Below are 22,543 nucleotides of genomic sequence, written 5' to 3'. Positions count from 1 at the left end.
CTTAAATTGAGCGTGCAATGATCATATCATGCGCAATTGGAGTTCTGTCATGGTCACGCTCGACGCATTTGCCGCCCACTACGGAAGCGACGACACGCCGTTTCTATCGGCTCGCCGTGTCTCCGAAAAGCTCGGCGTGACGATGAGCGAGCTTGCCGGCCTCATCGGCGTGGCGCGCAACACACTTGCCGCCGCCAAAGGCGCGCGCAAGGTCGATGCGGCGCTGAGCCCGCTCGTGCGCATTTTGGCTATGGCGGCGGAGATGTCGGGCAGCGAGGCGCGCGCAGCCGTCTGGTTCAAGCATCAGCCCATTCCCGGCTGGTCGGGCAAAACTGCCTACGATCTCGTTCAGGACGGCAAGGCCGACAAGGTTCTCGCCTATCTGGAATCGGTGCGCGCCGGCATCTATGCCTGACGGCACGATCGAGCTTTGGCGTGCCTTCGTGCCGCGCTGGTCCTATTTGCCATTGTCGGGCGAGGGGGCGGCGCGTTTCGGTGGACGCTGGAATCCTGTCGGAACGCCGGCCATTTACGCCGCGCGCGAGCTTTCGACCGCATGGGCCGAATACAATCAGGGGTTCGTCCAACACCCAGCGCTGATCGCGCGGCTGGAACTCATCGATGCCGATCTCGTCGATCTGACAGACGAGACGACGCTCGAATCGCTCCGCCTCGACAAAAAGATCCACGATTGCGAATGGCGTGCGATGTTCGACGCGGGCAAAACGCCACCCACACACCAGCTTCAAAAGCGGCTGGCCAGGCAAAGAAAGCACGGCATAATCTATCCGTCCTTCATGTCGCCGGGCGGTACATGCGTGGCTCTTTGGGCATGGAATAAAAAGGGCGCGCCGAAGCTCGAAATCGTCGACCCCGATGGCCGATTGCCGAAATCCCCGGCCTCGTGGGTCTAGGGTCAGGTTCCATTATTCCGAGCTAAAAAATCCCTTTTTGGCGCGCGAGCTGATCGCTAGCTTTTCAACAAGGTCATCAGGAATAGGCCTGTTCGCCGGGAACGTAATTCCGGTCTTGGTCGCCTTGAGTTTCAGGGAAGCGATTTCCTCAGCATGATCGGCAATCGCACGCGGGTCCACATAGAGGCCGCATTGTTTGCTGAAGGCAGCATAGCCCGCGATGATCGTGTCTTCGATCTGAAATCCAGGCATGTCGTACTTCATGACTTCCGTGGCCTCCGGCAGTGCCCGCGACAGCTGCGCACGCAGTCGACCCAACAGGGCACGAAACCGCTCCGGTGCGGCGGCTATATAGGCGTCGTGGCTATCCTTCTTCGTCATGCCGACAATATGCCTTTTAGCATCATCAAGCGCAATGAACGGGGGCTGAAGCTCTTGACGCCGATATGTGCCGGCGCTCCGTTCAGGCTTTGGTCCCGCCGACCGTCATTTTGTCCATGCGCAGATGCGGCTGGCCGACGCCGACAGGCACGCCCTGTCCGGCCTTGCCGCACATGCCGATGCCGGTGTCGAGTTTCATGTCGTTGCCGATCATGGAAACGCGGTGCATTGCGTCCGGGCCGTTACCGATCAGCATCGCGCCCTTGATCGGCCGCGTCACCTTGCCGTTTTCGATCCGGTAGGCTTCCGTGCAGCCGAAGACGAATTTTCCGCTCGTGATGTCGACCTGCCCGCCGCCGAAGGAAACGGCATAGATGCCGTCCTTCACCGAGCCTATGATTTCCTCCGGCGTCTTGTCGCCGCCGGTCATGTAGGTGTTCGTCATGCGCGGCATGGGCTGGTGCGCGTAGCTTTCACGCCGCCCGTTGCCGGTCGGAGTCATGCCCATCAGCCGTGCGTTCTGCCGGTCCTGCATGTAGCCGACGAGCTTGCCGTCATCGATCAGAACCGTGCGGTTTGTCGCGGTACCTTCGTCGTCGATCGTTAGGGAGCCGCGCCGCTCTGAAATCGTCCCGTCATCCACCACGGTTACGCCTTTGGCAGCAACCTGTTGCCCCATCAGCCCGGCGAAAGCCGAGGTTTTCTTGCGATTGAAATCACCTTCCAGCCCGTGGCCGACCGCCTCGTGCAGCATCACGCCAGGCCATCCGTTCGCGAGCACGATATCGAACGTGCCGGCAGGCGAATCTTCAGCATCGAGATTGACCAGCGCCTGACGCAGGGCTTCGCCGGCAGCAAAGCGCCAGCTATCCTCGGCGACGAATTCGCCGAATTCCTTGCGTCCCCCCATCCCGTAGGAACCTGTTTCCTGCCGGTCGCCGTCTCCGACGACAACGGACACGTTGAAGCGAACGAGAGGACGGATGTCGCTTGCGATTCGACCGTCGGCACGCACGATCTCGACATGCTGCCAGGATGCGGCGAGCGAGGCCGTGACCTGGCGCACGCGCGGGTCTCGCCCGCGCAGCCATGCATCGATCTCCTGCAAAAGCTTCGCCTTGGCTTCGAAGCCCGGTTCTGCGATCGGGTTCGCATCGCCGTAAAGCTTCGCATTCGTGCCCTGCGGTGCGGCGGCCATGGTTCCCGAATATCCCGCCTTGACGGCGCCGACGGCATCGGACGCGCGAAGAAGCGCGGCCTGCGACAACTCGTTGGCATGCGCGTAGCCGACAGCCTCGCCCGCGACGGCGCGAAGGCCGAACCCCTTGTCGGTATTGAAGCTTGCCGTCTTCAGTCGTCCATTATCGAAGACCAGCGCCTCGCCCTCGCGATATTCGAGAAAAAGTTCGCCGTCGTCGGACCCTGCCACCGTGTCGGAGACGATGCGGCGCACGGCTTCTTCGGAAATGTCGAACTGTTCGATCAGGCGCTTGGTCACGTAGGTCTCCGTCGATGAATGGTGCGAGGTGTATATAGGATGTGTTGCCGCGTGCGCGACCTATCCGCCGGTTCGACGACGCTGAATGTCCGGCAAGCTGGTTTCGATCCAGTCCGCCAGCGCGGTTACGTGCCGTGCGGCGTCTTCCCCAAGATCGGTCAGGGTATAGTCGACATGCGGCGGAACCACTTCATGAGCGGTTCTCTTCACAAGGCCGTCGCTTTCCAGCCAATGCAGGGTTTGCGCCAGCATGCGCTCGCTAACGCCGCCGATACGACGACGCAACTGGCTGAAGCGAAGCGTGCCGTCTTGCAGCGCCATCAAGACCAGCACGCCCCATCGGCTCGTCACATGCTTCAGCACTTCGCGTGAGGGGCAGGCGGCGGTCATCAGGTTTCCGCGCGCCAGCTTTTCGGAAAGTTTCATTGACACTCCGTCGTTCGAATAATGGGTACTTACAAAAATGTATGTACTTACAAAAAATAAGCAATAGGCATAGATCGATGTCACCAACGCTGATGGAGATGGAAATGACGATTGCAGTGACAGGCGCGACCGGCCAGCTTGGCCGCCTCGTAGTGGAAAAACTCAAGAAGGAATCGCGCGAGGAGATCGTCGCGCTCGTGCGCTCGCCGGACAAGGCGGCCGATCTCGGCATCGAGGCGCGGCGCGCGGATTATGACGACGGTGCGTCGCTCGAAGCCGCGCTGAAGGGCGTGGATACGCTGCTGTTGATTTCGTCGAGCGAAGTCGGCAAGCGCGCGGCTCAGCACGGCAACGTCATCGCCGCCGCGAAGAAAAATGGCGTGAAGTGGATCGTTTATACGAGCATTTTGCATGCCGACACGTCGAAGATCAGCCTTGCCGACGAGCATGTAGCAACGGAAGACTTGCTGAAAGCATCCGGCATTCCACACACCATTTTGCGCAATGGCTGGTACACGGAAAATTATGCTGGCTCACTCGGTGCCGGCCTGGCTACCGGCAAGATGATCGGTGCGGTGGGCGAGGGGCGTATCTCTGCCGCCGCGCGCGCAGACTATGCCGACGCCGCCGTTGCCGTTCTCGGTTCGGACACGCATATGGGCAGGGTCTACGAACTTGCCGGCGACGATTCGTTCTCGCTTGAAGAGCTGGCTGCCGAACTGTCGTCACAGGCTGGTAAGCTGATTGTCTATGAGAACATGTCCGAAGCCGAATACGCCAAGGCTCTGGAGGGCTCCGGCCTGCCAACCGGCCTAGCGGCGGCGATCGCAAGCTGGGACGTGGCCGCAGCCGGTGGCGCACTTTTCGATGACAGCCGGAGCCTGTCGCGGCTTATCGGTCGCCCGACGACACCGGCAGCCGACACCGTTCGGCAGACGCTGTCGTGAAACGAAAAGGGCCGGTCATGCCGGCCCTTACTCTTTTCTTATGGCAGAGCGTCGAAGCCTTCGCCGAATCCGTCGAGTTCAACGGGAATGCCGATGCCTTCCTCAGGTGTCTGGAAAACGATGAATGTCGCGGCATCACCGTTGCGCAGCGTGGTCTTGAGCGGCTCTTCCAAAATCACCTCGGCGTAGCATCCGTCCTGGAAGCATCGCACGAAATACGCCCGTCCGATATCCTCGCCGTCGACATTGAGGCCGAGGCCGTTCGGGAGGAGAACGCCGAGCGGCGCGAGAACGCGAAGGATCTCCGCCTGATTGTCGGCCGTGCGCAAGACGACGACCGAAAGCCCGACCTCCGGCCGGTCTTCCGCCACTACGTTCTGGATCAGTGCACACTGTTCTGACGTCGAGCCTGCCGGCGTGTCGCAGATCAGCGACCATGCGCCATGGGTAGAGCGCACCGATCCCTGCGGTGCCTGCTGCGCCATGGCGGATGTGGAGGCAAGGGCCGCGCCGAGAGCGAGCGCTGTCAGGGCCGGGCGGAAACTGGAGAAGATCGTCATCTTTATCCTGCGAATCGCGGGCTGAAATTCGCCCAAGGTTTAGCGCAAAGCATGCGCCGTCTGCCATATCTTGTTTGGTCCGGGCGTCGAGCGGCTTAAAACGCCATGTCGATCTTTCGCTTTTTCCACAAATCAAGCGAATTGAGGGCCGTTTGCAGTCATTTCCATATGTTACGCGCAAAAATGCCGCACACCTCACGTGATGGCTTTCTTGCGGTCGAACCCGGAGTATGATTTGAACGCGCGACGAAAGCCATGCTTCCGCGTGGCGGCCGCCGCATTGGCGCGACACGACGGACGATCCGGGAGACGTGAGGGTGATGAAGAAGTTCCTTTTTGGCGCGAGCACGGCAGCCGCCGCGACGGCCGCCACAGCGGCGCTCGCCGACCAGCCGGTCGCATGGCAGCTCGGCTTCCAGGAAGCGGCGACGCCGATCATGGAGCAGATCCGCTGGTTCGAGATGTACACGCTCTGGTTCATCGTGCCGATCACGCTGTTCGTTTCGGCACTTCTGCTCTGGGTGATGATCAAGTACCGGGCGAGCTCGAATCCGGTGCCCTCGCGCACCAGCCATAACACGCTGATCGAGGTCATCTGGACCGTCGGTCCTGTCGTGATCCTGCTGGCTCTGGCGATTCCCTCGTTCCAGCTTCTGACGGCGCAGTACAATCCCGACGAAGAGCCGACGATGACCATCAAGGCCACCGGCATGCAGTGGTATTGGGATTACGAGTATCAGGCGGAAAACGAGGAAGATGGCACCGTCACGTTCTCGTCGATCATGCTGCGAGACGGCGACCGCGCCGGTCTCGGCCGCGAGGACCTGTCGCAATATCCGCGCCTTCTGGCGGTCGACAATGATATCATCGTGCCCGTCGACACCACGGTTCGCCTTCTGGTGACCTCGGGCGACGTTATTCACGCATTCGCGATGCCGGCCTTTGGCGTCAAGTCGGACGCGGTGCCGGGCCGCCTCAACGAAACATGGTTCCACGCACAGCGCGAAGGCCTCTTCTATGGCCAGTGCTCGGAATTGTGCGGCAAGGACCACGCCTTCATGCCGATCGCGGTGCGCGTCGTGAGCCAGGAGCTTTACGACACGTGGCGCGCGGCGGCTGCCGAAAACCTCGGCGACGCGAACCGCGAACTGATGGCCGCGCTTGAAGGCGACCGGGAAGTAGCTGACGCCGGCAACTGAGCCGACGCCTGAAAAGAACAAGGATACGGAGCGGGACAATGGCTGGCGTAGCAGCTCACGACACCCACGATCACAGGCCGTCCGGCTGGACGCGCTGGGTCTATTCGACCAACCACAAGGATATCGGCACCCTTTACTTGATCTTCGCGATCATGGCGGGCGTCATCGGCGGATTCCTGTCCGTCATGATGCGCTGGGAGCTTCAGGAGCCGGGCATCCAGATTTTCCATGGCCTCGCGGCCATGGTCTATGGTTTCGAAGGTGACGCCGCCATCGACGGCGGCAACCACATGTACAACGTGTTCACGACCGCGCACGGTCTGATCATGATCTTCTTCATGGTGATGCCCGCCCTGATCGGTGGCTTTGCCAACTGGATGATCCCGATCATGATCGGCGCGCCGGACATGGCCTTTCCGCGCCTGAACAACATCTCGTTCTGGCTCCTGCCGCCGGCCTTCATCCTGCTTCTGATCTCGATGTTCGTCCCCGGCGCGCCCGGTGGCTACGGCGTCGGTACGGGCTGGACGATCTATCCGCCATTGTCGACCATGGGTTCGCCCGGACCGGCGATGGATCTGGCGATCCTGTCGCTGCACATAGCGGGTGCCTCGTCGATCCTCGGTGCGATCAACTTCATCACCACGATCTTCAACATGCGCGCTCCGGGCATGACGCTGCACAAGATGCCGCTCTTCGCCTGGTCCGTGCTGATCACCGCCTTCCTGCTCCTGCTCTCGCTGCCGGTTCTGGCAGGCGGCATCACCATGCTCCTGACCGACCGCAACTTCGGCACGGCGTTCTTCGCGCCCGAAGGCGGCGGCGACCCGATCCTGTTCCAGCACCTGTTCTGGTTCTTCGGTCACCCGGAAGTGTACATTTTGATCCTGCCGGGCTTCGGCATCGTCAGCCACATCATTGCGACCTTCTCGCGCAAGCCGGTCTTCGGTTATCTCGGCATGGCCTATGCTATGGTCGCGATCGGCGCGGTCGGCTTCGTCGTGTGGGCGCACCACATGTATACGACGGGCATTTCGCTCAACACGCAGCGCTACTTCGTGTTTGCGACGATGGTCATTGCCATCCCCACCGGCATCAAGATTTTCTCATGGATCGCGACGATGTGGGGCGGCTCGATCTCGTTCCGTACGCCGATGCTGTGGGCGATCGCCTTCATCTTCCTGTTCACCGTCGGCGGCGTCACGGGCGTCCAGCTTGCCAATGCCGGCCTCGACCGCGCCTATCACGACACCTACTACGTCGTGGCGCATTTCCACTACGTGCTGTCCATGGGTGCCGTGTTCGCGATCTTCGCGGCCTGGTACTACTGGTTCCCGAAGATGAGCGGGTACATGTACAACTCGGTGATCGCCCGGATTCACTTCTGGCTGACATTCATCGGCGTGAACCTGATCTTCTTCCCGCAGCACTTCCTGGGTCTGGCCGGCATGCCGCGCCGCTACATCGACTATCCGGATGCCTTCGCAGGCTGGAACCTGGTTTCGTCCTACGGTTCGTACCTGTCGGCGATCGGTGTGCTGGTGTTCCTCTACGGCGTGTTCGAAGCCTTCGCAAAGAAGCGCGAAGCCGGAGCCAATCCGTGGGGTGAAGGTGCGACGACGCTGGAATGGCAGCTTTCTTCGCCGCCGCCGTTCCACCAGTGGGAGCAGCTGCCGAAGGTCAAGTGACCGGCAGATACTCCAAACGATAAAGAAGCCGCCGGTTCGCCGGCGGTTTCGGCCTAGAAGCAAGAATGGATTCCAGCCAAATGGCCTTGGTCGAAAAGCACAGCCTGACGGACGCGCCCGAGTTTCGCGTATCCGAAGCCATGCCCGGCGACTTTCTGGCGCTCCTGAAGCCCCGGGTCATGTCGCTGGTTGTCTTTACGGCCTTCGTCGGCCTTGCGACCGCGCCGGGTGCGATCAATCCGTTCATCGCGCTGATCGCGATTTTGGCCATCGCCGTCGGGGCAGGGGCCTCCGGCGCGCTCAATATGTGGTACGACGCCGACATCGACGCGGTCATGTCACGCACCGCGCGCCGGCCGATCCCTTCGGGAACGATCACGCCCGAGCAGGCGCTGACCTTCGGCGTAATCCTATCGATTTTCTCGGTGGTCACGCTCGGCCTGTTGACCAACTGGGTCGCGGGCGGCCTTCTCGCTTTCACCATCTTCTTTTATGCCGTGATCTACACGATGTGGCTGAAGCGTTCGACGCCGCAGAACATCGTCATCGGCGGCGCTGCTGGCTCGTTCCCGCCCATGATCGGCTGGGCAGCGGTGACCGGATCGATCTCGCTCGAAAGCGTCATTCTCTTTCTGATCATCTTTCTTTGGACCCCGCCGCATTTCTGGGCGCTGGCGCTTTTCAAGTCCGATGATTACGGCCGTGCCGGCATCCCGATGATGCCGAATGTTGCTGGCGAAGCCTCCACCAAGCGTCAGATTTTCGCCTATGCGGTTCTGGTCGCCGCCATCGGCGTTGCTCCGTGGCTGATCGGCCAGACCTCTGCCGTTTATGGCGTCGTCTCGATCGCGCTCGGCCTCGCCTTCGTCTGGTATGCTTGGAAAGTCCTGCGCATGCCCGCCGAAGACCGCACGATGGGCGCGGCAAAGGCGCTGTTCGGCTATTCGCTCGTCTATCTCTTCGCGATCTTTGCCGTCCTCCTCGGCGACGTCGCCATCGCTCGCCTGATCGGAGCCTGAGCCATGGAGCCGGATACGATCGAACTGACTGAGAAGCAGAAGAAGGCTCGCAAGCGCCGCAATGTCGCGATCGCGCTCGGCCTCGTTGCACTCGTCATCATCTTTTATGTCGCCACGCTCACCAAGCTGGGGCCGGCGGTCTTCGACCGGCCGATGTAAGGAGAACATCATGGCCGAACAGCAAACCGACCTCGAACGCGCAAACCAGCGCCGCAACCGCAAGGTGGCGATCGCCTGTACGGTGTTCTTTTCGACTATGATCGGTGTGTCCTTCGCGGCCGTGCCGCTCTACGATCTGTTCTGCCGCGTGACCGGCTACGGCGGCACCACGCAGCGCGTGGAGCAGTATTCGCAAACCGTTCTTGACCGCGACATCACGATCCGCTTTGACGCAAACGTGTCTGGCGCGCTTCCCTGGCGGTTCAAGGCGCACCAGCCGACGACGAAGATCAAGATCGGCGAGACGACGCAAATTGCCTATGAGGCCACCAACGTCGCGCCGCGTCCGGCCTCCGGCCGCGCGACGTTCAACGTCACGCCGCAGATCGCGGGCGCCTATTTCATGAAGGTGGAATGCTTTTGTTTCACCGATACCGAATTGCAACCTGGCGAATCCATGGATATGCCGGTTGTCTTCTATGTCGACCCTGAGATCGTGAACGTTCCCGAACTCAAGGACGTCAAAACCATTACCTTGTCCTACACGTTCTTCCCGCTGGCTTCGTCCAGCCCGGTTGCGGCGAGCAAGGCCGAGGGGGATGACAAGAACGCAGCAGCCGCTACCGAACTCGGGGGTTGAAATGGCAGACGCACACGCAAAAAATCACGATTATCACATCATAGACCCGAGTCCGTGGCCGTTCATCGCGTCGATCGGCGCGTTCGTCATGATGCTCGGCGCCGTCGGCTGGATGCAGTATCTGAACGGCTCGCAGTTCCGCCTGCTCGGCGTCAATCTCGCCAGCCCGTGGCTGTTCTTCATTGGCCTCGCGATCATTCTTTACGTCATGTTCGCCTGGTGGTCGGACACGATCAAGGAAGGGCGTGAGGGACACCACACGCGCGTCGTCTCGCTGCACCTGCGCTACGGCATGATCATGTTCATCGCCTCTGAGGTGATGTTCTTCGTTGCGTGGTTCTGGGCCTTCTTCGACGTCAGCCTGTTTTACGACGAAGCCTCGCAGGTCGCCCGGACCGAATATACGGGCGGTCAGTGGCCGCCGGCGGGTATCGAGGTTCTCGATCCCTTCCACCTGCCGCTCTACAACACCGTTATCCTGCTGCTTTCGGGCACGGCCGTCACCTGGGCGCACCATGCCCTGCTGCATGACGACCGCAAGGGCCTGATCTGGGGCCTGGCTCTGACGGTTGGCCTCGGTTTGCTGTTCTCGTGCGTGCAGGCTTACGAGTATATGGTCGCACCGTTCGATTTCACGAATTCGATCTATGGCGCGACGTTCTTCATGGCGACGGGCTTCCACGGCTTCCACGTCATTGTCGGCACGATCTTCCTGCTGGTCTGCCTGATCCGCGCGATGAACAACGGCTTCACCAAGGAAAAGCATTTCGGCTTCGAAGCGGCGGCCTGGTACTGGCACTTCGTTGACGTCGTCTGGCTGTTCCTCTTCGTTGCGATCTATGTCTGGGGCTCGGCCGGCGCGCCGATCTACCACCACTGATCCGGTCGAACTTGACAAACCAAAACGGCCGCGCACTGCGCGGCCGTTTTTCTTTGCATACTGCCTGCGTCGCCTTGGCATTGGCGTTGGACAGGCCGATCCGGTAAGAAGTCGCCATGAGCGAAGACCGCGCGCATTATCCACCTGTCGACCCGGTGAAAGCCGGGCTTGGTGCACGCTGCCCGCGCTGCGGCGAGGGGCGGCTTTTTTCCGGTCTGCTGTCGCTGCGCGAACGTTGCCGCGTCTGCGGCCTCGACTATGGTTTCGCGGATTCGGGCGATGGCCCCGCCGCTTTCGTCATCCTGATCATCGGTTTCATCGTCGTCGGGCTGGCCTTGTGGCTCGAAGTCAATCACGGCCCTCCGCTCTGGGTGCATTTCCTTTTGTGGATACCGCTGGCGGTCGGGCTGTCCCTTTGGGCCATGCGTCTTGCCAAAGGTGTGCTGATCACCCTGCAATATTCCAACAAGGCTGCCGAAGGCAGGCTCGATCGTCCCGAATGAGCGAAGTTCCGACCACCGCGCCCATGCGTCGCTCTTGTGCGATCGCACTGATCGTCTCCAGCGTCGTCATGCTTGCCGCATTGATCGCGCTCGGCACATGGCAGGTTCAGCGCCTGCACTGGAAGGAAAGCCTTCTCGAAACGATCGAGGCGCGCACGCACAGCGAGCCGCGACCACTGGCTGACATCGAACGCATTCTTGCCGATACCGGCGATGTCGAATACTGGCCGGCACGCGTCGAAGGCCGGTTTTTGCACGAGGGCGAGCGGCATTTCTTCGCCACTCATCTGGGCGGCTCGGGCTACTACGTCTATACGCCGTTGCAACTCCACGACGGTCGCATTCTCTTCGTCAATCGCGGTTTCGTTCCGTTTGATCGAAAAGACCCGGCCCGCCGCGCCGAAGGGCAGGTCGAAGGTGAGGTCGTTGTCGAGGGGCTGGCGCGCAACCGGCTTGACGAAAAACCCTCCTTCATCGTTCCCGACAACGATCCAGCCGCCAACATCTTCTTCTGGAAGGATCTGGACGTTATGGCGGCGACTGCCGGCCTGCCGGCGGGGGCGGAAGTGCTTCCATTCTTCGTCGATGCGAATGACGCGCCAAATCCGGGCGGCTTTCCGATGGGTGGCGTGACCATCATCGACCTGCCGAACAACCATCTGCAATATGCTTTCACATGGTACGGACTAGCGGCTGCGCTCGTCGGCGTGCTTGCCGTGTGGGGCTGGCGTTCCCGGCGCAAGGCTTGACAGACCCGGCTTGAAACCGCATCTGCCGGGACCAGACCGAACGAGCGAAAGAGAGTTCATGACCGCTCCTAAGCGTCCCCTCACTATCCGGCTTTGCGAGCCGCGCGGCTTTTGCGCCGGCGTCGATCGCGCCATCCAGATCGTCGTTCTGGCGATCAAGAAATACGGACCGCCGGTCTATGTGCGCCACGAGATCGTGCACAACAAATATGTGGTCGAGGGGCTGAAGGAACGCGGCGCGGTCTTCATCGAGGAACTTGAGGAAATTCCAGCCGAACACGCGGACAAGCCGGTCGTATTTTCCGCGCATGGCGTGCCAAAATCCGTGCCCGCGGACGCACAGTCGCGCAATCTGTTCTATCTCGACGCAACGTGTCCGCTCGTCTCCAAGGTTCACAAGCAGGCGATGCGCCACGCGCGTCTTGGTCGTCATGTCCTTTTGATCGGCCATGCCGGTCATCCCGAAGTCATCGGCACGATGGGGCAATTGCCGGAAGGTGATGTCACGCTGGTGGAGACGGAAGCCGATGTCGAGAAACTGAAAATCGCCGATGATGTCGAACTTGGCTTCGTCACCCAGACGACGCTCTCCGTCGAGGACACGGCCGGCGTTATCCGTGCGCTCGAAATCCGGTTCCCGCATATGCAGGCGCCAGCGGCCGAATCGATCTGCTACGCGACGACCAACAGGCAGGACGCGGTGAAGGAATCCGCACCGGGCGCAGACCTCTTTTTGGTGGTCGGTGCGCCGAATTCGTCGAATTCCCGCCGACTAGTCGAAGTTGCCGAGAAATCAGGCGCTCGACGCGCCCTGCTTGTCCAGCGTGGTTCGGAAATACCGTGGGATGAGGTGGGTGACATCGCCGTGCTCGGCCTGTCTGCCGGCGCATCCGCACCCGAGATTATCGTCGATGAGATCATCGAGGCGTTCCGGACGCGTTTCGAGGTCAAACTCGACATCGTCATCACGGTCGAGGAGCGTGAAAACTTCCCCGTCATGCGGGCGCTGCGCGATGTCGAACTGACGGGCGCGGATATGGCTTTCGTGAACGGCTCGGCGTAATGGCGGTCTATACCGATATCAGCGAGGGCGAACTCGCCGACTTCCTTGCGCGCTATGATATCGGCACGCTCACGTCGTATAAGGGCATCGCCGAGGGTGTCGAAAACTCGAACTACATGGTCCACACGACCAAGGGCACGTTTTTCCTGACGCTCTACGAAAAGCGGGTGAACAGGGAGGACCTGCCGTTTTTCCTCGGTCTGATGAGCCACCTCGCCGCGCGCGGCGTACGCTGCCCAGTTCCGATCGAGCCGCGCATGGGCGATGTAATCGGCGAGCTTGCAGGCCGTCCCGCCGCGATTATCTCCTTCATCGAGGGCATGTGGCCGCGCCGTCCAACCGTGGAGCACTGCCGCGCCACCGGCGAAGCGCTCGCGCGCATGCACCTTGCCGGCGGTGATTTTGAGATGACGCGCCCGAATGCCTTGTCGGTCGAAGGCTGGCGCGCGCTGTGGGAAAAGGCGCGCTCCAGCGCTGACGAGGTTGAGACGGGGCTTGAGGCGGAGGCCGAAGCGGATTTGTCGAAACTGGAGGCCGAATGGCCGGCGGACCTGCCGATCGGTACGATCCATGCCGATCTCTTCGCCGATAACGTGCTGTTCCTGGGCATGGACCCCGGCATCATCGACTTCTACTTCGCCTGCACGGATTACCTCGCCTACGATGTCGCGATCTGCCTCAACGCTTGGTGTTTCGAGCGCGACCATTCGTTCAATCTGACAAAGGGTGCAGCGCTGCTGAAAGGTTACACTTCGCTGCGTCCGCTTTCGGATGCAGAGGCCGATGCCCTGCCGACGCTCGCGCATGGCGCGTCCTTGCGGTTCATGCTCACGCGGCTTTACGACTGGGTAAACACGCCTGCCGGCAGCCTCGTGGTGAAGAAGGACCCGCTCGAATATCTGCGCAAGATGCGCTTTCACCGGCGCATCGCATCCGCCACGGAATATGGACTTACCCGATGAAGCATGTGGAGATTTTCACCGACGGCGCGTGTTCGGGAAATCCCGGCCCGGGCGGGTGGGGCGCGATCCTGCGCTTTGGTGAAAAGGAAAAGGAACTGTCCGGCGGTGAGGCCGAGACGACCAACAACCGCATGGAACTGATGGCCGCGATCAAGGCGCTGGAAGCACTGAAAGAGCCGGTGAAGGCGGATCTTTACACCGACTCCAGTTATGTTCGCGACGGGCTGACGAAATGGATTTTCGGCTGGAAGAAGAACGGCTGGAAGACGGCCGACAAGAAGCCGGTCAAGAATGCGGAATTGTGGCAGGCGCTGGATGCGGCGCGGGGGCGGCACGATGTGACGCTGCATTGGGTGAAGGGCCATGCCGGCCACCCGGAAAACGAGCGGGCGGACGAACTCGCCCGCCTCGCCATGGCCCCGTTCAAGCCGACGAAGCCAAAGTCTACCGAAGCAGAAGCTCCGGCCAAGGCGCAACGCAAGCCGCGCCTGATAGGGAACGCCACGCGCAAGGCGTGACGCTCCTTTTTCATCACAGCGTTGCGAGGATTTTCGCAGCACCCGATTCGACGGCCTCGCCTGGCTTGTCGCCGCTGTTGAGAGACGTGACCTTGCCGTCCTCGACGATCATCGAGAACCGTGTCGAACGAAGGCCCATACCAGCGCTGGACAAGTCGATGTCGAGGCCGCAAGCTTTGACGAACTCGCCGCTGCCGTCGGCAAGGAAGACGAGCTTGTCTTCGCCCCCCGTAAATTTGGCCCATGCCGTCATGACGAAGATGTCGTTGACCGCCACAACGGCAATGGTGTCGACGCCCTTCGCCTTGATCGCGTCGTAGTTCTCGAGAAAGCCGGGCAAGTGATTGTTGGAGCATGTCGGCGTGAAAGCGCCCGGCACGCCGAACAGAACGACCTTCTTGCCGGCCGTCAGTTCGGCGGTTGTGATGGTCGCGGGCCCGTCGGCACCGATCGTCTTAAAGCTTGCATCCGGCAATTTGTCGCCGACCGAAATCGTCATGTTCTGGCTCCGATAGATGAGAGATGATGTTGCGATAGCCGCATGCGGGGCACTTTGCAAATCAGTCCGGCTGTATGAGGCCGGAGACCGAGGCGTTGCCGCTGACCAGCGTATAATCGGCCTGCATGACACCTTTGCTGCGAAGGACGATTTTTGCGGTGAAAGTGCCGCCGCTCGGCGTTGGCGTAAATTCCGGCGCTGAAAGCATCAGCCTGTCATGACCGGCAAGGAACAGTTCGGGTACATCCTGGCGGTCGGATATTTCCACGTCGATGGTCAATTCCGTGTCGCTCGCGGAGGCATGGGCGACTTTCAGCCCTTCATGCGGCTCGGCGGGCAGGGCGGTGAAGGCGGCGTCGACACCTGCATCGTCGATCGGGCCGCTGTCTTCACCTGGGCGCACTTCGAGGCTCGCCTGAACGGGTACGCAGATTGTCTCGCAAACGCCGAGAAATACATCGAGCGTTAATGGCGAAGACAGGTCGCCGAGCCCTGAGAACTCCACCGGCAGACGAACATGACCCTGATAGCCGGCCCATTGCGAAACGCCGTCGTCAAACCGTTCAGGCGCAGGAAAATGAAGCTCGACGCTTTCACCGGGCTGCGCCTCGTTAAGCGAAACCTGTGGTGCGACGCCGGTTTCGCCCGGTTCCTTCCAGTATGTTTTCCAACCCTCGTCGAGCCGGATTTCGAGCACGCCTCGCACGATACCCTGCACGTCCGGCGCACTTTGGGTAACGAGCCGCAGCTTGCCGCCGGTCGTCTCGTACCAGGCACTGGTGCCTGCGAAGGCAGAGGGCGCGATTACCATCGCGGCGGCGAATGCTGCTATCACTTTCATCGTTCCGTCTTGGCGAAGAGAGGCGAAATTGGCAACGGCCTGTGCGATGCCGGGGCGATCATTTCGCGGTGATGAGGGCCGAACAATCCGAATGGCCTGTCTTTCGCGTTTCAGGGAAACGCGTTACGCTTCCAGAATGGATATTCTGGGCCACAGGAAAAGCGGCGGCGAACAGGGCTTTCTGGAAAACCAGTTCCTGATCGCAATGCCCGGCATGCAGGACGAGCGCTTTGAGCGTTCCGTGGTCTATCTGTGCGCCCATTCCGAAGAAGGCGCGATGGGTCTGGTTGTCAACCAGCCGCAGCAACTTCTGTTTCCCGATCTTCTGGTCCAGCTCGACGTCCTGAAAGAGGAAGAAGCGATCCGCCTGCCCGAACCTGCGCGCTCGATCGTCATTCGCAATGGCGGCCCAGTCGAGCGAAGCCGGGGCTTCGTCCTGCACTCGGACGACTATGTCGTGGAATCGTCGCTTCCCGTTGCCGAAACCTTGTGTCTGACGGCGACGATCGACATTTTGCGCGCGATTTCAGTGGGCAAGGGACCACGCAGCGCGCTGATGGCGCTGGGATATTCCGGCTGGGGAGCAGGGCAGCTCGAACAGGAAATCGCCGAAAACGGCTGGCTGACCTGCCCGGCCGATCCCAACCTGTTGTTTGACGGCGATCTGAACAGCCAGTACGACCGCGTCCTTGCCCGCATCGGCATCGACCTGTCGCGCCTGAGCACGGAAGCCGGTCACGCCTGATCAGGCGGCTGCGGGCGCCGGCTTTTCTTTCAGCATTCGCACGATCTCCACCGCCGCCATCGGCTGGCCGAAGGCGAAGCTCTGCACATATTCGCAGCCGACTTCGCGCAATTCGTCCGCGTCGGTATCCTGCGTCACGCCTTCGGCAACCACCGACAGTCCCAGATCATGCGCCATCGAGACCATGGAGCGCAAAAGGACGAGCCTCTTGGGGCTGGAATCCTCGACAAAGCTCCGGTCGATCTTGATCGTGTCGAACGGAAAGCGCGTCAGATAGGCGAGGGACGAATAGCCGGTCCCGAAATCGTCGAGCGACAGGCCGATGCCGACATGGCGCAGCTTGCCGAGCACATGGGCGGCCTGTTCAGGATTGTCCATCACGAGGGATTCGGTCAGTTCCAGCCGAAAATGACGTGGCTTGATGCTGGCGCGCGCAATGACGGAGCGCACGTCCGACACGAGGTCGCGCCGCAGAAGCTGGCGGCTCGAAAGGTTGACGGACACGAAAAGCGGCAGGTCTCCGGCAAGCTTTTGCCATTCGTGCAGATCGTCGGCAGCCTTTTGCATGGCGAATTGACCAAGCTGGACGATCTGGCCGCAGCTTTCGGCGACCGGGATGAATTCCGACGGCGGAATCGCGCCGCGCCGCGGATGATCCCAGCGCATCAGCGCCTCGAAACCGGCGATGGTCTTGTCCTCGAGCCGGATGATCGGCTGATAGGCAAGCTGCATCTCCCCGCGTTCGACGGCGCGCCGCAGATCGGATTCGATCTGGAGCCGGTCGCTGCCGCCCGACCGGAAGGCCGGCCGGAACGGCTCGATGCGGTCGCCGCCGAACCGCTTTGCCTGATGCATGGCCAGTTCGGCGTCCTTGATCATGTCGGCCGCGCTAGTTGTGTTGAGGGTCCATGAGACGAGGCCGATGGACGTGGTCAGAACGATCTCGCGCTTGGCAAAGGTGATCGGGGCGCTGATCGCATCGCGGATCGCTTCGGCGACGGCGGCGATGCGGGCGGGGTCCTGTTCGGAAACGAGCATCAGCGCGAACTGGTCGCCTGCAATGCGTGAAAGGCTGTCCTTGGGCTTCAAAAGCCGGTGCAGCCGCCGTGCGATCGTCAGGAGGATCGTGTCGCCTGCCGAAATGCCGAGCCCGTCATTGACTTGCTTGAAGCGGTCTATGTCGATGACGAAGACTGAAGGGCGGATCGCATCCTCGGACTGGGCGACCGAAAGCAGCGCTTCAAGCCGGTTGATGAACATCTGCCGGTTCGGCAGGCCCGTCAGGTTGTCGTGAACGGCGTCGTGAAGCAGCCGCTCCTCGGCTTTTTTTTGCTCGGTCGTGTCGACCAGCGTGCCCACGCAACGGATGATTTCGCCGTCCGATCCGACGACCGGGCGCGCGCGAAGCGTAAACCAGTGGTAGTGACCATCCGCGCCGCGCAGCCGGAACGCCTGCGAGATGCGTCCGCGCCGATGCTCCAGAACGACGTCGAGCAGGGTGCGGAACGTATCGCGATCGTCGCTGTGCAGAACGGGCAGCCAGTTGCGGGCATGCCCGTTGAGTTCATTCGGCTCCAGCCCGAGCTGGCGGGCGAGATCGGGCCGTGTGACGATCCGGTCGCGGGTCACATCCCAGTCCCAGACCGTATCGCCTGCGCCCGTGACCGCCAGCGCCTGCCGCTCCATGTCGCTGAACAGGCCCTGTTGCAGCGCGCCACCCGCGAATGCGTGTTGCATGACGGTAAAGCCGATCAGAAGCACGACGAGAACGAGGCCGCCGCCCAGCGCCGGCTGGATGATGTCGTTGTCGATCCTCCCCGAGACGGCCATGTAGCCGGCTGCGAGCCAGGCGAGGATCATCAGCCAGCTCGGGATGAGCATGACCGCGCGGTCGTAGCCCTGAAACGCGAAATAGCCGATCAGCCCAAGCCCGGCGACGGCGGTGATCGCGAAGGATATGCGTGCGATGCCGGCGGCGATCTCCGGATCGAAGGTGGCGACGCCCGCGATGCCCATCAGGCCGATGACCCAGGCGAGCGCCGCGTAGCTGAAATGCCAGTGCCAGCGATTGAGGTTGAGATAGGCGAAAAGGAAGACGATGATCGTCGTCGCCAGCGCCACTTCCGCGCCTGCGCGCCAGATCTGCTCGTTGCCGGGTGTGATCTCGATGACGCGGGTCAAAAAGCCGAAATCGATGGAAATATAGGCCAGCACCGACCAGGCGAGCGCGGCGGTAGCTGGAAAGAGCGAGGTTCCCTTGACGACGAACAGGATCGTCAGGAACAGCGCGAGCAGGCCGGCGATGCCGATGACGATGCCGCGAAACAGCGTATAAGCGTTGACGTTGTCCTTGTAGGCCTCCGGCTCCCAAAGCCGCAATTGCGGCAGGTCGGGTGAAGCAAGTTCCGCGACGAATGTGACGACCGAACCCGGATTGAGCGTCACCAGAAATTCGTCGGCCTCCGATGCGGCCTGCCTGTCGAGTGCGAAGCCTTCGGACGGCGTGATCGAGGCGATGCGGCTCGATCCGAGGTCGGGCCAGACGAGACCCGAATTGACCAGCCGGAAATGCGGCGCGACGATCAGTCGGTCGATCTGGCGGTCGGTCGGATTGGAGATCGCGAACACGGCCCAGTCGCCCGATGAGCGTTCGTCATTGGCGTCCACCTCGATGCGGCGCACGATGCCGTCCGTTCCCGGCGCAGTCGAAACCTGAAAGCTCGAACCCTGATCGCGATAAAGCTGAATCCGGCCTGTCAGATCGACGGCGGCCTCATTGCCCGTGATTGCAACGGGATCGAGGGCTCTTGCTGGTGAGCCGAGCACCATGAACAGCGTCGCCAGAAACAAGACGATCGCGTTTGCTTTCAAGCGCCCCAAACTTCGGCCTCTTTCGTGTTTGCCCGATGCTCGCCGGCGATCAGGGCGTAAAGAAGATGATCCCGCCACACGCCGTTGATGCGCAGATAGGATCGCAGCAGTCCTTCGCGCCGGAATCCGGCATTTTCAAGCACGCGGATCGAGCGCGCGTTGTCGGGAATGCAGGCTGCCTCAAGCCGGTGCAGCTTGAGCGTTTCGAAACCGTGCGCCAGCGTCAGTTTCATCGCCGCCTGCATCAGTCCGCGCCCTGCAAACCGTTCGCCCATCCAATACCCGATCTGGGCGCTCTGGGCGACGCCGTGACGGATATTTCCAATGGAAATGCCACCGACGAGCAGGCCGCTTGTGTTCTCGAAGATCATGAAGGCATGGCCGGAGCCGGCCATTGCCTCGCGATTGTAGCGCTTCAGCCGATGTTTCCAGGCGCTGTATTCCAGATCGTCGGTCGGCCAGCGCGGCTCCCAGGGTTCGAGAAAAGCGCGGCTGTCTTCGCGCAGCCGCGCCCACTCCGCATGATCGCGCTTGCGCGGCGGCCGTATTGTGACACCGCCTCCCGAGAGCGTCGGCACGACGCTTTTGAGGAAGGGCGCGCCAAGCATGGCAGATCAGACGGCGAGCTTGTGCGGCATGGCGGCCGGGCCTGAAAGCATGTCCGCGACCGTTTCGAATGCCGGCAGCGAACCGACGGGCCCGACGGCCGCGACGGTTGGGTGCGCCGAGAAGAGCCGGCTTGAAAGATCGGCCAGACGGTCGGTGGTCAGGTTGGAAAGCCGATCCATCAACTCGTCCATCGGGATCGGCCGTCCGTAAAGCAGCATCTGCCTTGCGATCTGCGACGCGCGGCTCGACGGGCTTTCCTGCGACATCAGAAGGCCCGCACGGTATTGCGCGCGTGCGCGGTCGAGTTCTTCCTGAAGGATACCTTCGCCGGATTTCCGCAATTCGCTCAGCAAAACCGTGACCAGTTCGGCGATGTCTTCATTGCCGGTGGCAGCGTGAATGCCGAAAATGCCTGTATCGGAAAAGCCCCAGTGGAACGCGTAGACCGAGTAGCAAAGGCCGCGCTGCTCGCGCACTTCCTGGAAGAGGCGCGAGGACATGCCGCCGCCGAGGATCATCGACAGAACCTGGCTGGCGTAGAAATCGCGCACATGATAGGCGCGCCCCTCGAAGCCGAGGACGATCTGCGCGTCCATCAGGTCGCGGTTTTCGCGGAAGTCACCGCCGACATAGTGCGCCAGTTGCGGCGGCAGCGCCTTGCAGCGCTGCTGGAAACCGCCAAGGCGCTTTTCGACCTCGCGCACGAAGGAATCGTGATCGACGGCGCCGGCCGCGACGACAACCATCCGCTCGGCGGCATATTGGCGTTCGAGGAATCCGCGCAATTGCGGCGCGGTAAACGCGCGCACGGTTTCGGGCGTGCCGAGAATCGAACGGCCAAGCGTCTGGTGTCGAAAGGCCGTTTCCGTAAAGCGGTCGAACACGATGTCGTCGGGCGTATCGTGCGCCGCGCCGATTTCCTGCAAGATGACGTTCTTTTCGCGCTCCAACTCGTCCTCGTCGAATTTCGATTCGGTGAGGATGTCGGACAGGATGTCGATCGCGAGCGGCATGTCGTTCTTCAGAACGCGCGCGAAAAACGCAGTCGTCTCGACGCTTGTCGCAGCGTTGATCTCGCCGCCGACATTTTCGATGTCGGTTGCGATCTGGCGTGCGGTGCGCTTGCTCGTGCCCTTGAAGGCCATGTGTTCGAGCAGATGCGCGATGCCGTGCTCGTCGTCGCGTTCGTCGCGCGACCCGGATTTAACCCAGACGCCGAGAGAAACGGATTCGATATGCGCAAGCGTTTCGGTGGCAATCGTCAGGCCGTTGGACAAACGGCTTACTTCAACCCCCATGCGGGTCGTACTCCCTAGAACTGGTACGCTGGTCGGCTCTCAAGAATGCGGCTGACGCCGTGGCCGATGCGTCACTGATTGTCGGTCGCTCTCGTGCGACGCTCGATATGATCTTCCACCATTTTAAGGTCGGAGGAAAGGATGTCGAATTTTTCCGGTCGATCCATCAGATCGCCGAGCCATGCGGGCAGGGCAGGATCGACGTCGCTGGCCTTCTTCACGGCGTCGGGGAACTTGGCTGGATGCGCGGTTGCCAGAACCACCATCGGCACGGCGCGGTCGCCTTCGTGTTTACGCGCGACATTGATGCCGATGGCGCTGTGAGGGTCGGCGAGGTAGCCCGACGCATCCAGAAGATGGCGGATCGTCGCTGCCGTTTCGTCGACCGTCGAGCGATCGGCTGAAAACTCCGCGCGGATCGCTTCGAGCGCAGGTTCGTCGATCGTGAATGCACCGGATTGCTTCAAGCTATCCATATAGCGCTTGACCGCGCTTGCATCGCGTCCGGCCGCTTCGAACAGGAGCCGCTCGAAATTGGACGAGATCTGGATATCCATCGACGGCGAGGTAGTCGCGACAACACCGCGCGTCTCGTAGCGTCCGGTTTCCAGCGTGCGTGCGAGAATGTCGTTGTCGTTGGTGGCGATCACCAATCTGTCTATCGGCAGTCCCATGCGCTTTGCCGCAAAGCCAGCGAAGATGTCGCCGAAATTACCCGTCGGCACGGTGAAGGAAACGGGCCGGTCAGGCGCGCCCAGCGACAGGGCGGAGGAGAAATAATAGACGATCTGCGCCATGATGCGCGCCCAGTTGATCGAATTGACGCCCGAAAGCATCACCCGATCGCGAAAGGCGTGGTCGTTGAACATGCCCTTAACCAGCGCCTGGCAGTCGTCGAAATTGCCTTCGATCGCGAGCGCATGGACGTTCGGCGACGTGGACGTCGTCATCTGGCGCTGCTGCACGGGCGAGACACGCCCATGCGGGAAAAGAATGAAGATGTCGGTCCGGTCGCGGCCGGCAAATGCGTCGATTGCCGCTCCTCCGGTATCGCCCGAGGTCGCACCGCAGATCGTCGCGCGCTGCCCGCGCTGGGAAAGCACGTGGTCCATCAACCGGCCGAGCAACTGCATCGCCACGTCTTTGAAGGCGAGCGTCGGCCCGTGGAAAAGCTCGAGCGTGAATTCGTTTGGCCCGGTCTGCACCAGTGGGCAAACGGCCTCATGGCGAAAAGTCGCGTAGGCCTCCTCGACGATGCGCCGGAAATCGTCGGCATCGATATCGTCTTCGACGAAGGGCGTGAGGAGGCGGATCGCAAGGTCGGGATAGGAAAGCCCGCGCATGGCGCGAATGTCGGCGGCAGAAAATTGCGGCCACTCGTCTGGCAGGTAAAGTCCGCCGTCGCGTGCGAGCCCGGCAAGAAGGACGTCAGCAAAGCCCAGTCGTGGCGCGTCGCCGCGCGTACTTGAATAGCGCATCGAATTCCAATCTATCGGCTTGCCGGCGGCGTTGGAAAACGCAGATCGTCCGGTCGCCTTTTGTTTTCGGGATTGATATAGAACACCAGCTTTGCG

The 22,543-nt window shown here is 61.5% G+C and carries 25 protein-coding genes; 15 read left to right on the top strand and 10 right to left on the bottom strand.

Going from position 1 to position 22,543, the window contains the following annotated elements; translation table 11 throughout:
• Window positions 1–49: 49 nt before the first annotated feature.
• Window positions 50–415, top strand: a complete 366-nt coding sequence (locus ACX82Z_RS09260; RefSeq protein ID WP_459588133.1) for an antitoxin Xre/MbcA/ParS toxin-binding domain-containing protein — start codon at window positions 50–52, stop codon at window positions 413–415.
• Window positions 408–914 carry an RES family NAD+ phosphorylase gene (locus ACX82Z_RS09255; RefSeq protein WP_459588131.1) on the top strand — a complete coding sequence of 169 codons (507 nt, stop codon included), beginning with the start codon at window positions 408–410 and terminating at the stop codon, window positions 912–914. Before ACX82Z_RS09260 ends, ACX82Z_RS09255 begins: the two co-directional genes overlap by 8 nt.
• 12 nt (window positions 915–926) lie before the next feature.
• On the opposite strand, the gene ACX82Z_RS09250 is transcribed toward ACX82Z_RS09255, so the two are convergent.
• The 3 genes from ACX82Z_RS09250 to ACX82Z_RS09240 all read right to left on the bottom strand — a co-directional run bounded on the left by ACX82Z_RS09250 (window position 927) and on the right by ACX82Z_RS09240 (window position 3,219).
• A complete protein-coding gene (locus ACX82Z_RS09250; RefSeq protein ID WP_459588128.1) occupies window positions 927–1,295 on the bottom strand; it encodes an iron chaperone in 369 nt (122 codons plus the stop codon).
• A gap of 82 nt (window positions 1,296–1,377) precedes the next feature.
• Window positions 1,378–2,781 carry a metalloprotease TldD gene (gene tldD / locus ACX82Z_RS09245; RefSeq protein ID WP_459911684.1) on the bottom strand — a complete coding sequence of 468 codons (1,404 nt, stop codon included), beginning with the start codon at window positions 2,779–2,781 and terminating at the stop codon, window positions 1,378–1,380.
• A gap of 72 nt (window positions 2,782–2,853) precedes the next feature.
• Window positions 2,854–3,219 carry a winged helix-turn-helix transcriptional regulator gene (locus ACX82Z_RS09240; protein ID WP_459588127.1) on the bottom strand — a complete coding sequence of 122 codons (366 nt, stop codon included), beginning with the start codon at window positions 3,217–3,219 and terminating at the stop codon, window positions 2,854–2,856.
• Between the two features lie 104 nt (window positions 3,220–3,323).
• On the opposite strand from ACX82Z_RS09240, the gene ACX82Z_RS09235 reads away from it, so the two are divergent.
• On the top strand, window positions 3,324–4,166 hold the full coding sequence (locus ACX82Z_RS09235) for an SDR family oxidoreductase (protein ID WP_459588126.1): 843 nt from the start codon (window positions 3,324–3,326) through the stop codon (window positions 4,164–4,166).
• Between the two features lie 38 nt (window positions 4,167–4,204).
• Here ACX82Z_RS09235 and ACX82Z_RS09230 read toward each other — a convergent pair whose 3' ends face one another.
• Window positions 4,205–4,651 (bottom strand): invasion associated locus B family protein, encoded by a 447-nt coding sequence (locus tag ACX82Z_RS09230; protein WP_459911683.1) that lies wholly within the window; start codon window positions 4,649–4,651, stop codon window positions 4,205–4,207.
• A 395-nt stretch (window positions 4,652–5,046) separates the two neighbouring features.
• Here ACX82Z_RS09230 and coxB point away from each other — a divergent pair, with 395 nt between their 5' ends.
• The 11 genes from coxB (at window position 5,047) to rnhA (ending at window position 14,106) form a co-directional block, all read left to right on the top strand.
• Entirely contained in the window at window positions 5,047–5,925 is an 879-nt protein-coding gene (gene coxB, locus ACX82Z_RS09225) for a cytochrome c oxidase subunit II (protein ID WP_459588124.1), read from the top strand.
• A gap of 38 nt (window positions 5,926–5,963) precedes the next feature.
• Entirely contained in the window at window positions 5,964–7,613 is a 1,650-nt protein-coding gene (ctaD, locus tag ACX82Z_RS09220) for a cytochrome c oxidase subunit I (RefSeq protein ID WP_459588123.1), read from the top strand.
• A gap of 80 nt (window positions 7,614–7,693) precedes the next feature.
• Window positions 7,694–8,632 carry a heme o synthase gene (locus ACX82Z_RS09215; protein WP_459911682.1) on the top strand — a complete coding sequence of 313 codons (939 nt, stop codon included), beginning with the start codon at window positions 7,694–7,696 and terminating at the stop codon, window positions 8,630–8,632.
• 3 nt (window positions 8,633–8,635) lie between these two features.
• Window positions 8,636–8,791: a hypothetical protein gene (locus ACX82Z_RS09210; RefSeq protein WP_459588121.1), complete on the top strand. Its 156-nt coding sequence runs from the start codon at window positions 8,636–8,638 to the stop codon at window positions 8,789–8,791.
• Window positions 8,792–8,801: 10 nt separating this feature from the next.
• Window positions 8,802–9,431 carry a cytochrome c oxidase assembly protein gene (locus ACX82Z_RS09205; RefSeq protein ID WP_459588120.1) on the top strand — a complete coding sequence of 210 codons (630 nt, stop codon included), beginning with the start codon at window positions 8,802–8,804 and terminating at the stop codon, window positions 9,429–9,431.
• Window position 9,432: 1 nt separating this feature from the next.
• Entirely contained in the window at window positions 9,433–10,311 is an 879-nt protein-coding gene (locus tag ACX82Z_RS09200; protein ID WP_459588118.1) for a cytochrome c oxidase subunit 3, read from the top strand.
• Between the two features lie 116 nt (window positions 10,312–10,427).
• Window positions 10,428–10,814, top strand: a complete 387-nt coding sequence (locus ACX82Z_RS09195; RefSeq protein WP_459588116.1) for a DUF983 domain-containing protein — start codon at window positions 10,428–10,430, stop codon at window positions 10,812–10,814.
• Window positions 10,811–11,563 carry an SURF1 family protein gene (locus ACX82Z_RS09190; RefSeq protein WP_459588115.1) on the top strand — a complete coding sequence of 251 codons (753 nt, stop codon included), beginning with the start codon at window positions 10,811–10,813 and terminating at the stop codon, window positions 11,561–11,563. The genes ACX82Z_RS09195 and ACX82Z_RS09190 overlap by 4 nt, the downstream gene beginning before the upstream one ends.
• Before the next feature lie 58 nt (window positions 11,564–11,621).
• Window positions 11,622–12,626 carry a 4-hydroxy-3-methylbut-2-enyl diphosphate reductase gene (gene ispH, locus ACX82Z_RS09185; protein WP_459588113.1) on the top strand — a complete coding sequence of 335 codons (1,005 nt, stop codon included), beginning with the start codon at window positions 11,622–11,624 and terminating at the stop codon, window positions 12,624–12,626.
• Window positions 12,626–13,588 carry a homoserine kinase gene (locus ACX82Z_RS09180; protein ID WP_459588112.1) on the top strand — a complete coding sequence of 321 codons (963 nt, stop codon included), beginning with the start codon at window positions 12,626–12,628 and terminating at the stop codon, window positions 13,586–13,588. The genes ispH and ACX82Z_RS09180 overlap by 1 nt, the downstream gene beginning before the upstream one ends.
• Window positions 13,585–14,106 carry a ribonuclease HI gene (rnhA, locus tag ACX82Z_RS09175; RefSeq protein ID WP_459588110.1) on the top strand — a complete coding sequence of 174 codons (522 nt, stop codon included), beginning with the start codon at window positions 13,585–13,587 and terminating at the stop codon, window positions 14,104–14,106. The genes ACX82Z_RS09180 and rnhA overlap by 4 nt, the downstream gene beginning before the upstream one ends.
• 13 nt (window positions 14,107–14,119) lie before the next feature.
• Here the strand turns inward: rnhA and ACX82Z_RS09170 are convergent, their stop codons facing one another.
• Window positions 14,120–14,605 (bottom strand): redoxin family protein, encoded by a 486-nt coding sequence (locus ACX82Z_RS09170; RefSeq protein WP_459588108.1) that lies wholly within the window; start codon window positions 14,603–14,605, stop codon window positions 14,120–14,122.
• Window positions 14,606–14,666: 61 nt separating this feature from the next.
• On the bottom strand, window positions 14,667–15,446 hold the full coding sequence (locus tag ACX82Z_RS09165) for a protein-disulfide reductase DsbD domain-containing protein (protein ID WP_459588106.1): 780 nt from the start codon (window positions 15,444–15,446) through the stop codon (window positions 14,667–14,669).
• Between the two features lie 136 nt (window positions 15,447–15,582).
• On the opposite strand from ACX82Z_RS09165, the gene ACX82Z_RS09160 reads away from it, so the two are divergent.
• On the top strand, window positions 15,583–16,191 hold the full coding sequence (locus ACX82Z_RS09160; RefSeq protein WP_459588104.1) for a YqgE/AlgH family protein: 609 nt from the start codon (window positions 15,583–15,585) through the stop codon (window positions 16,189–16,191).
• On the opposite strand, the gene ACX82Z_RS09155 is transcribed toward ACX82Z_RS09160, so the two are convergent.
• The 4 genes from ACX82Z_RS09155 to thrC all read right to left on the bottom strand — a co-directional run bounded on the left by ACX82Z_RS09155 (window position 16,192) and on the right by thrC (window position 22,447).
• Window positions 16,192–19,020 (bottom strand): EAL domain-containing protein, encoded by a 2,829-nt coding sequence (locus tag ACX82Z_RS09155; protein WP_459911680.1) that lies wholly within the window; start codon window positions 19,018–19,020, stop codon window positions 16,192–16,194.
• Between the two features lie 38 nt (window positions 19,021–19,058).
• Window positions 19,059–19,670, bottom strand: coding sequence for a GNAT family N-acetyltransferase (locus ACX82Z_RS09150; protein WP_459588102.1), 612 nt, complete (start codon window positions 19,668–19,670; stop codon window positions 19,059–19,061).
• Between the two features lie 6 nt (window positions 19,671–19,676).
• A complete protein-coding gene (locus ACX82Z_RS09145; protein ID WP_459588101.1) occupies window positions 19,677–20,969 on the bottom strand; it encodes a M16 family metallopeptidase in 1,293 nt (430 codons plus the stop codon).
• A gap of 71 nt (window positions 20,970–21,040) precedes the next feature.
• On the bottom strand, window positions 21,041–22,447 hold the full coding sequence (gene thrC, locus ACX82Z_RS09140) for a threonine synthase (RefSeq protein WP_459588099.1): 1,407 nt from the start codon (window positions 22,445–22,447) through the stop codon (window positions 21,041–21,043).
• Between the last annotated feature and the right edge of the window lie 96 nt (window positions 22,448–22,543).

This window comes from Aliihoeflea sp. PC F10.4 (genome assembly GCF_054612275.1).
This window is presented reverse-complemented; position numbering and strand designations above follow the sequence as displayed.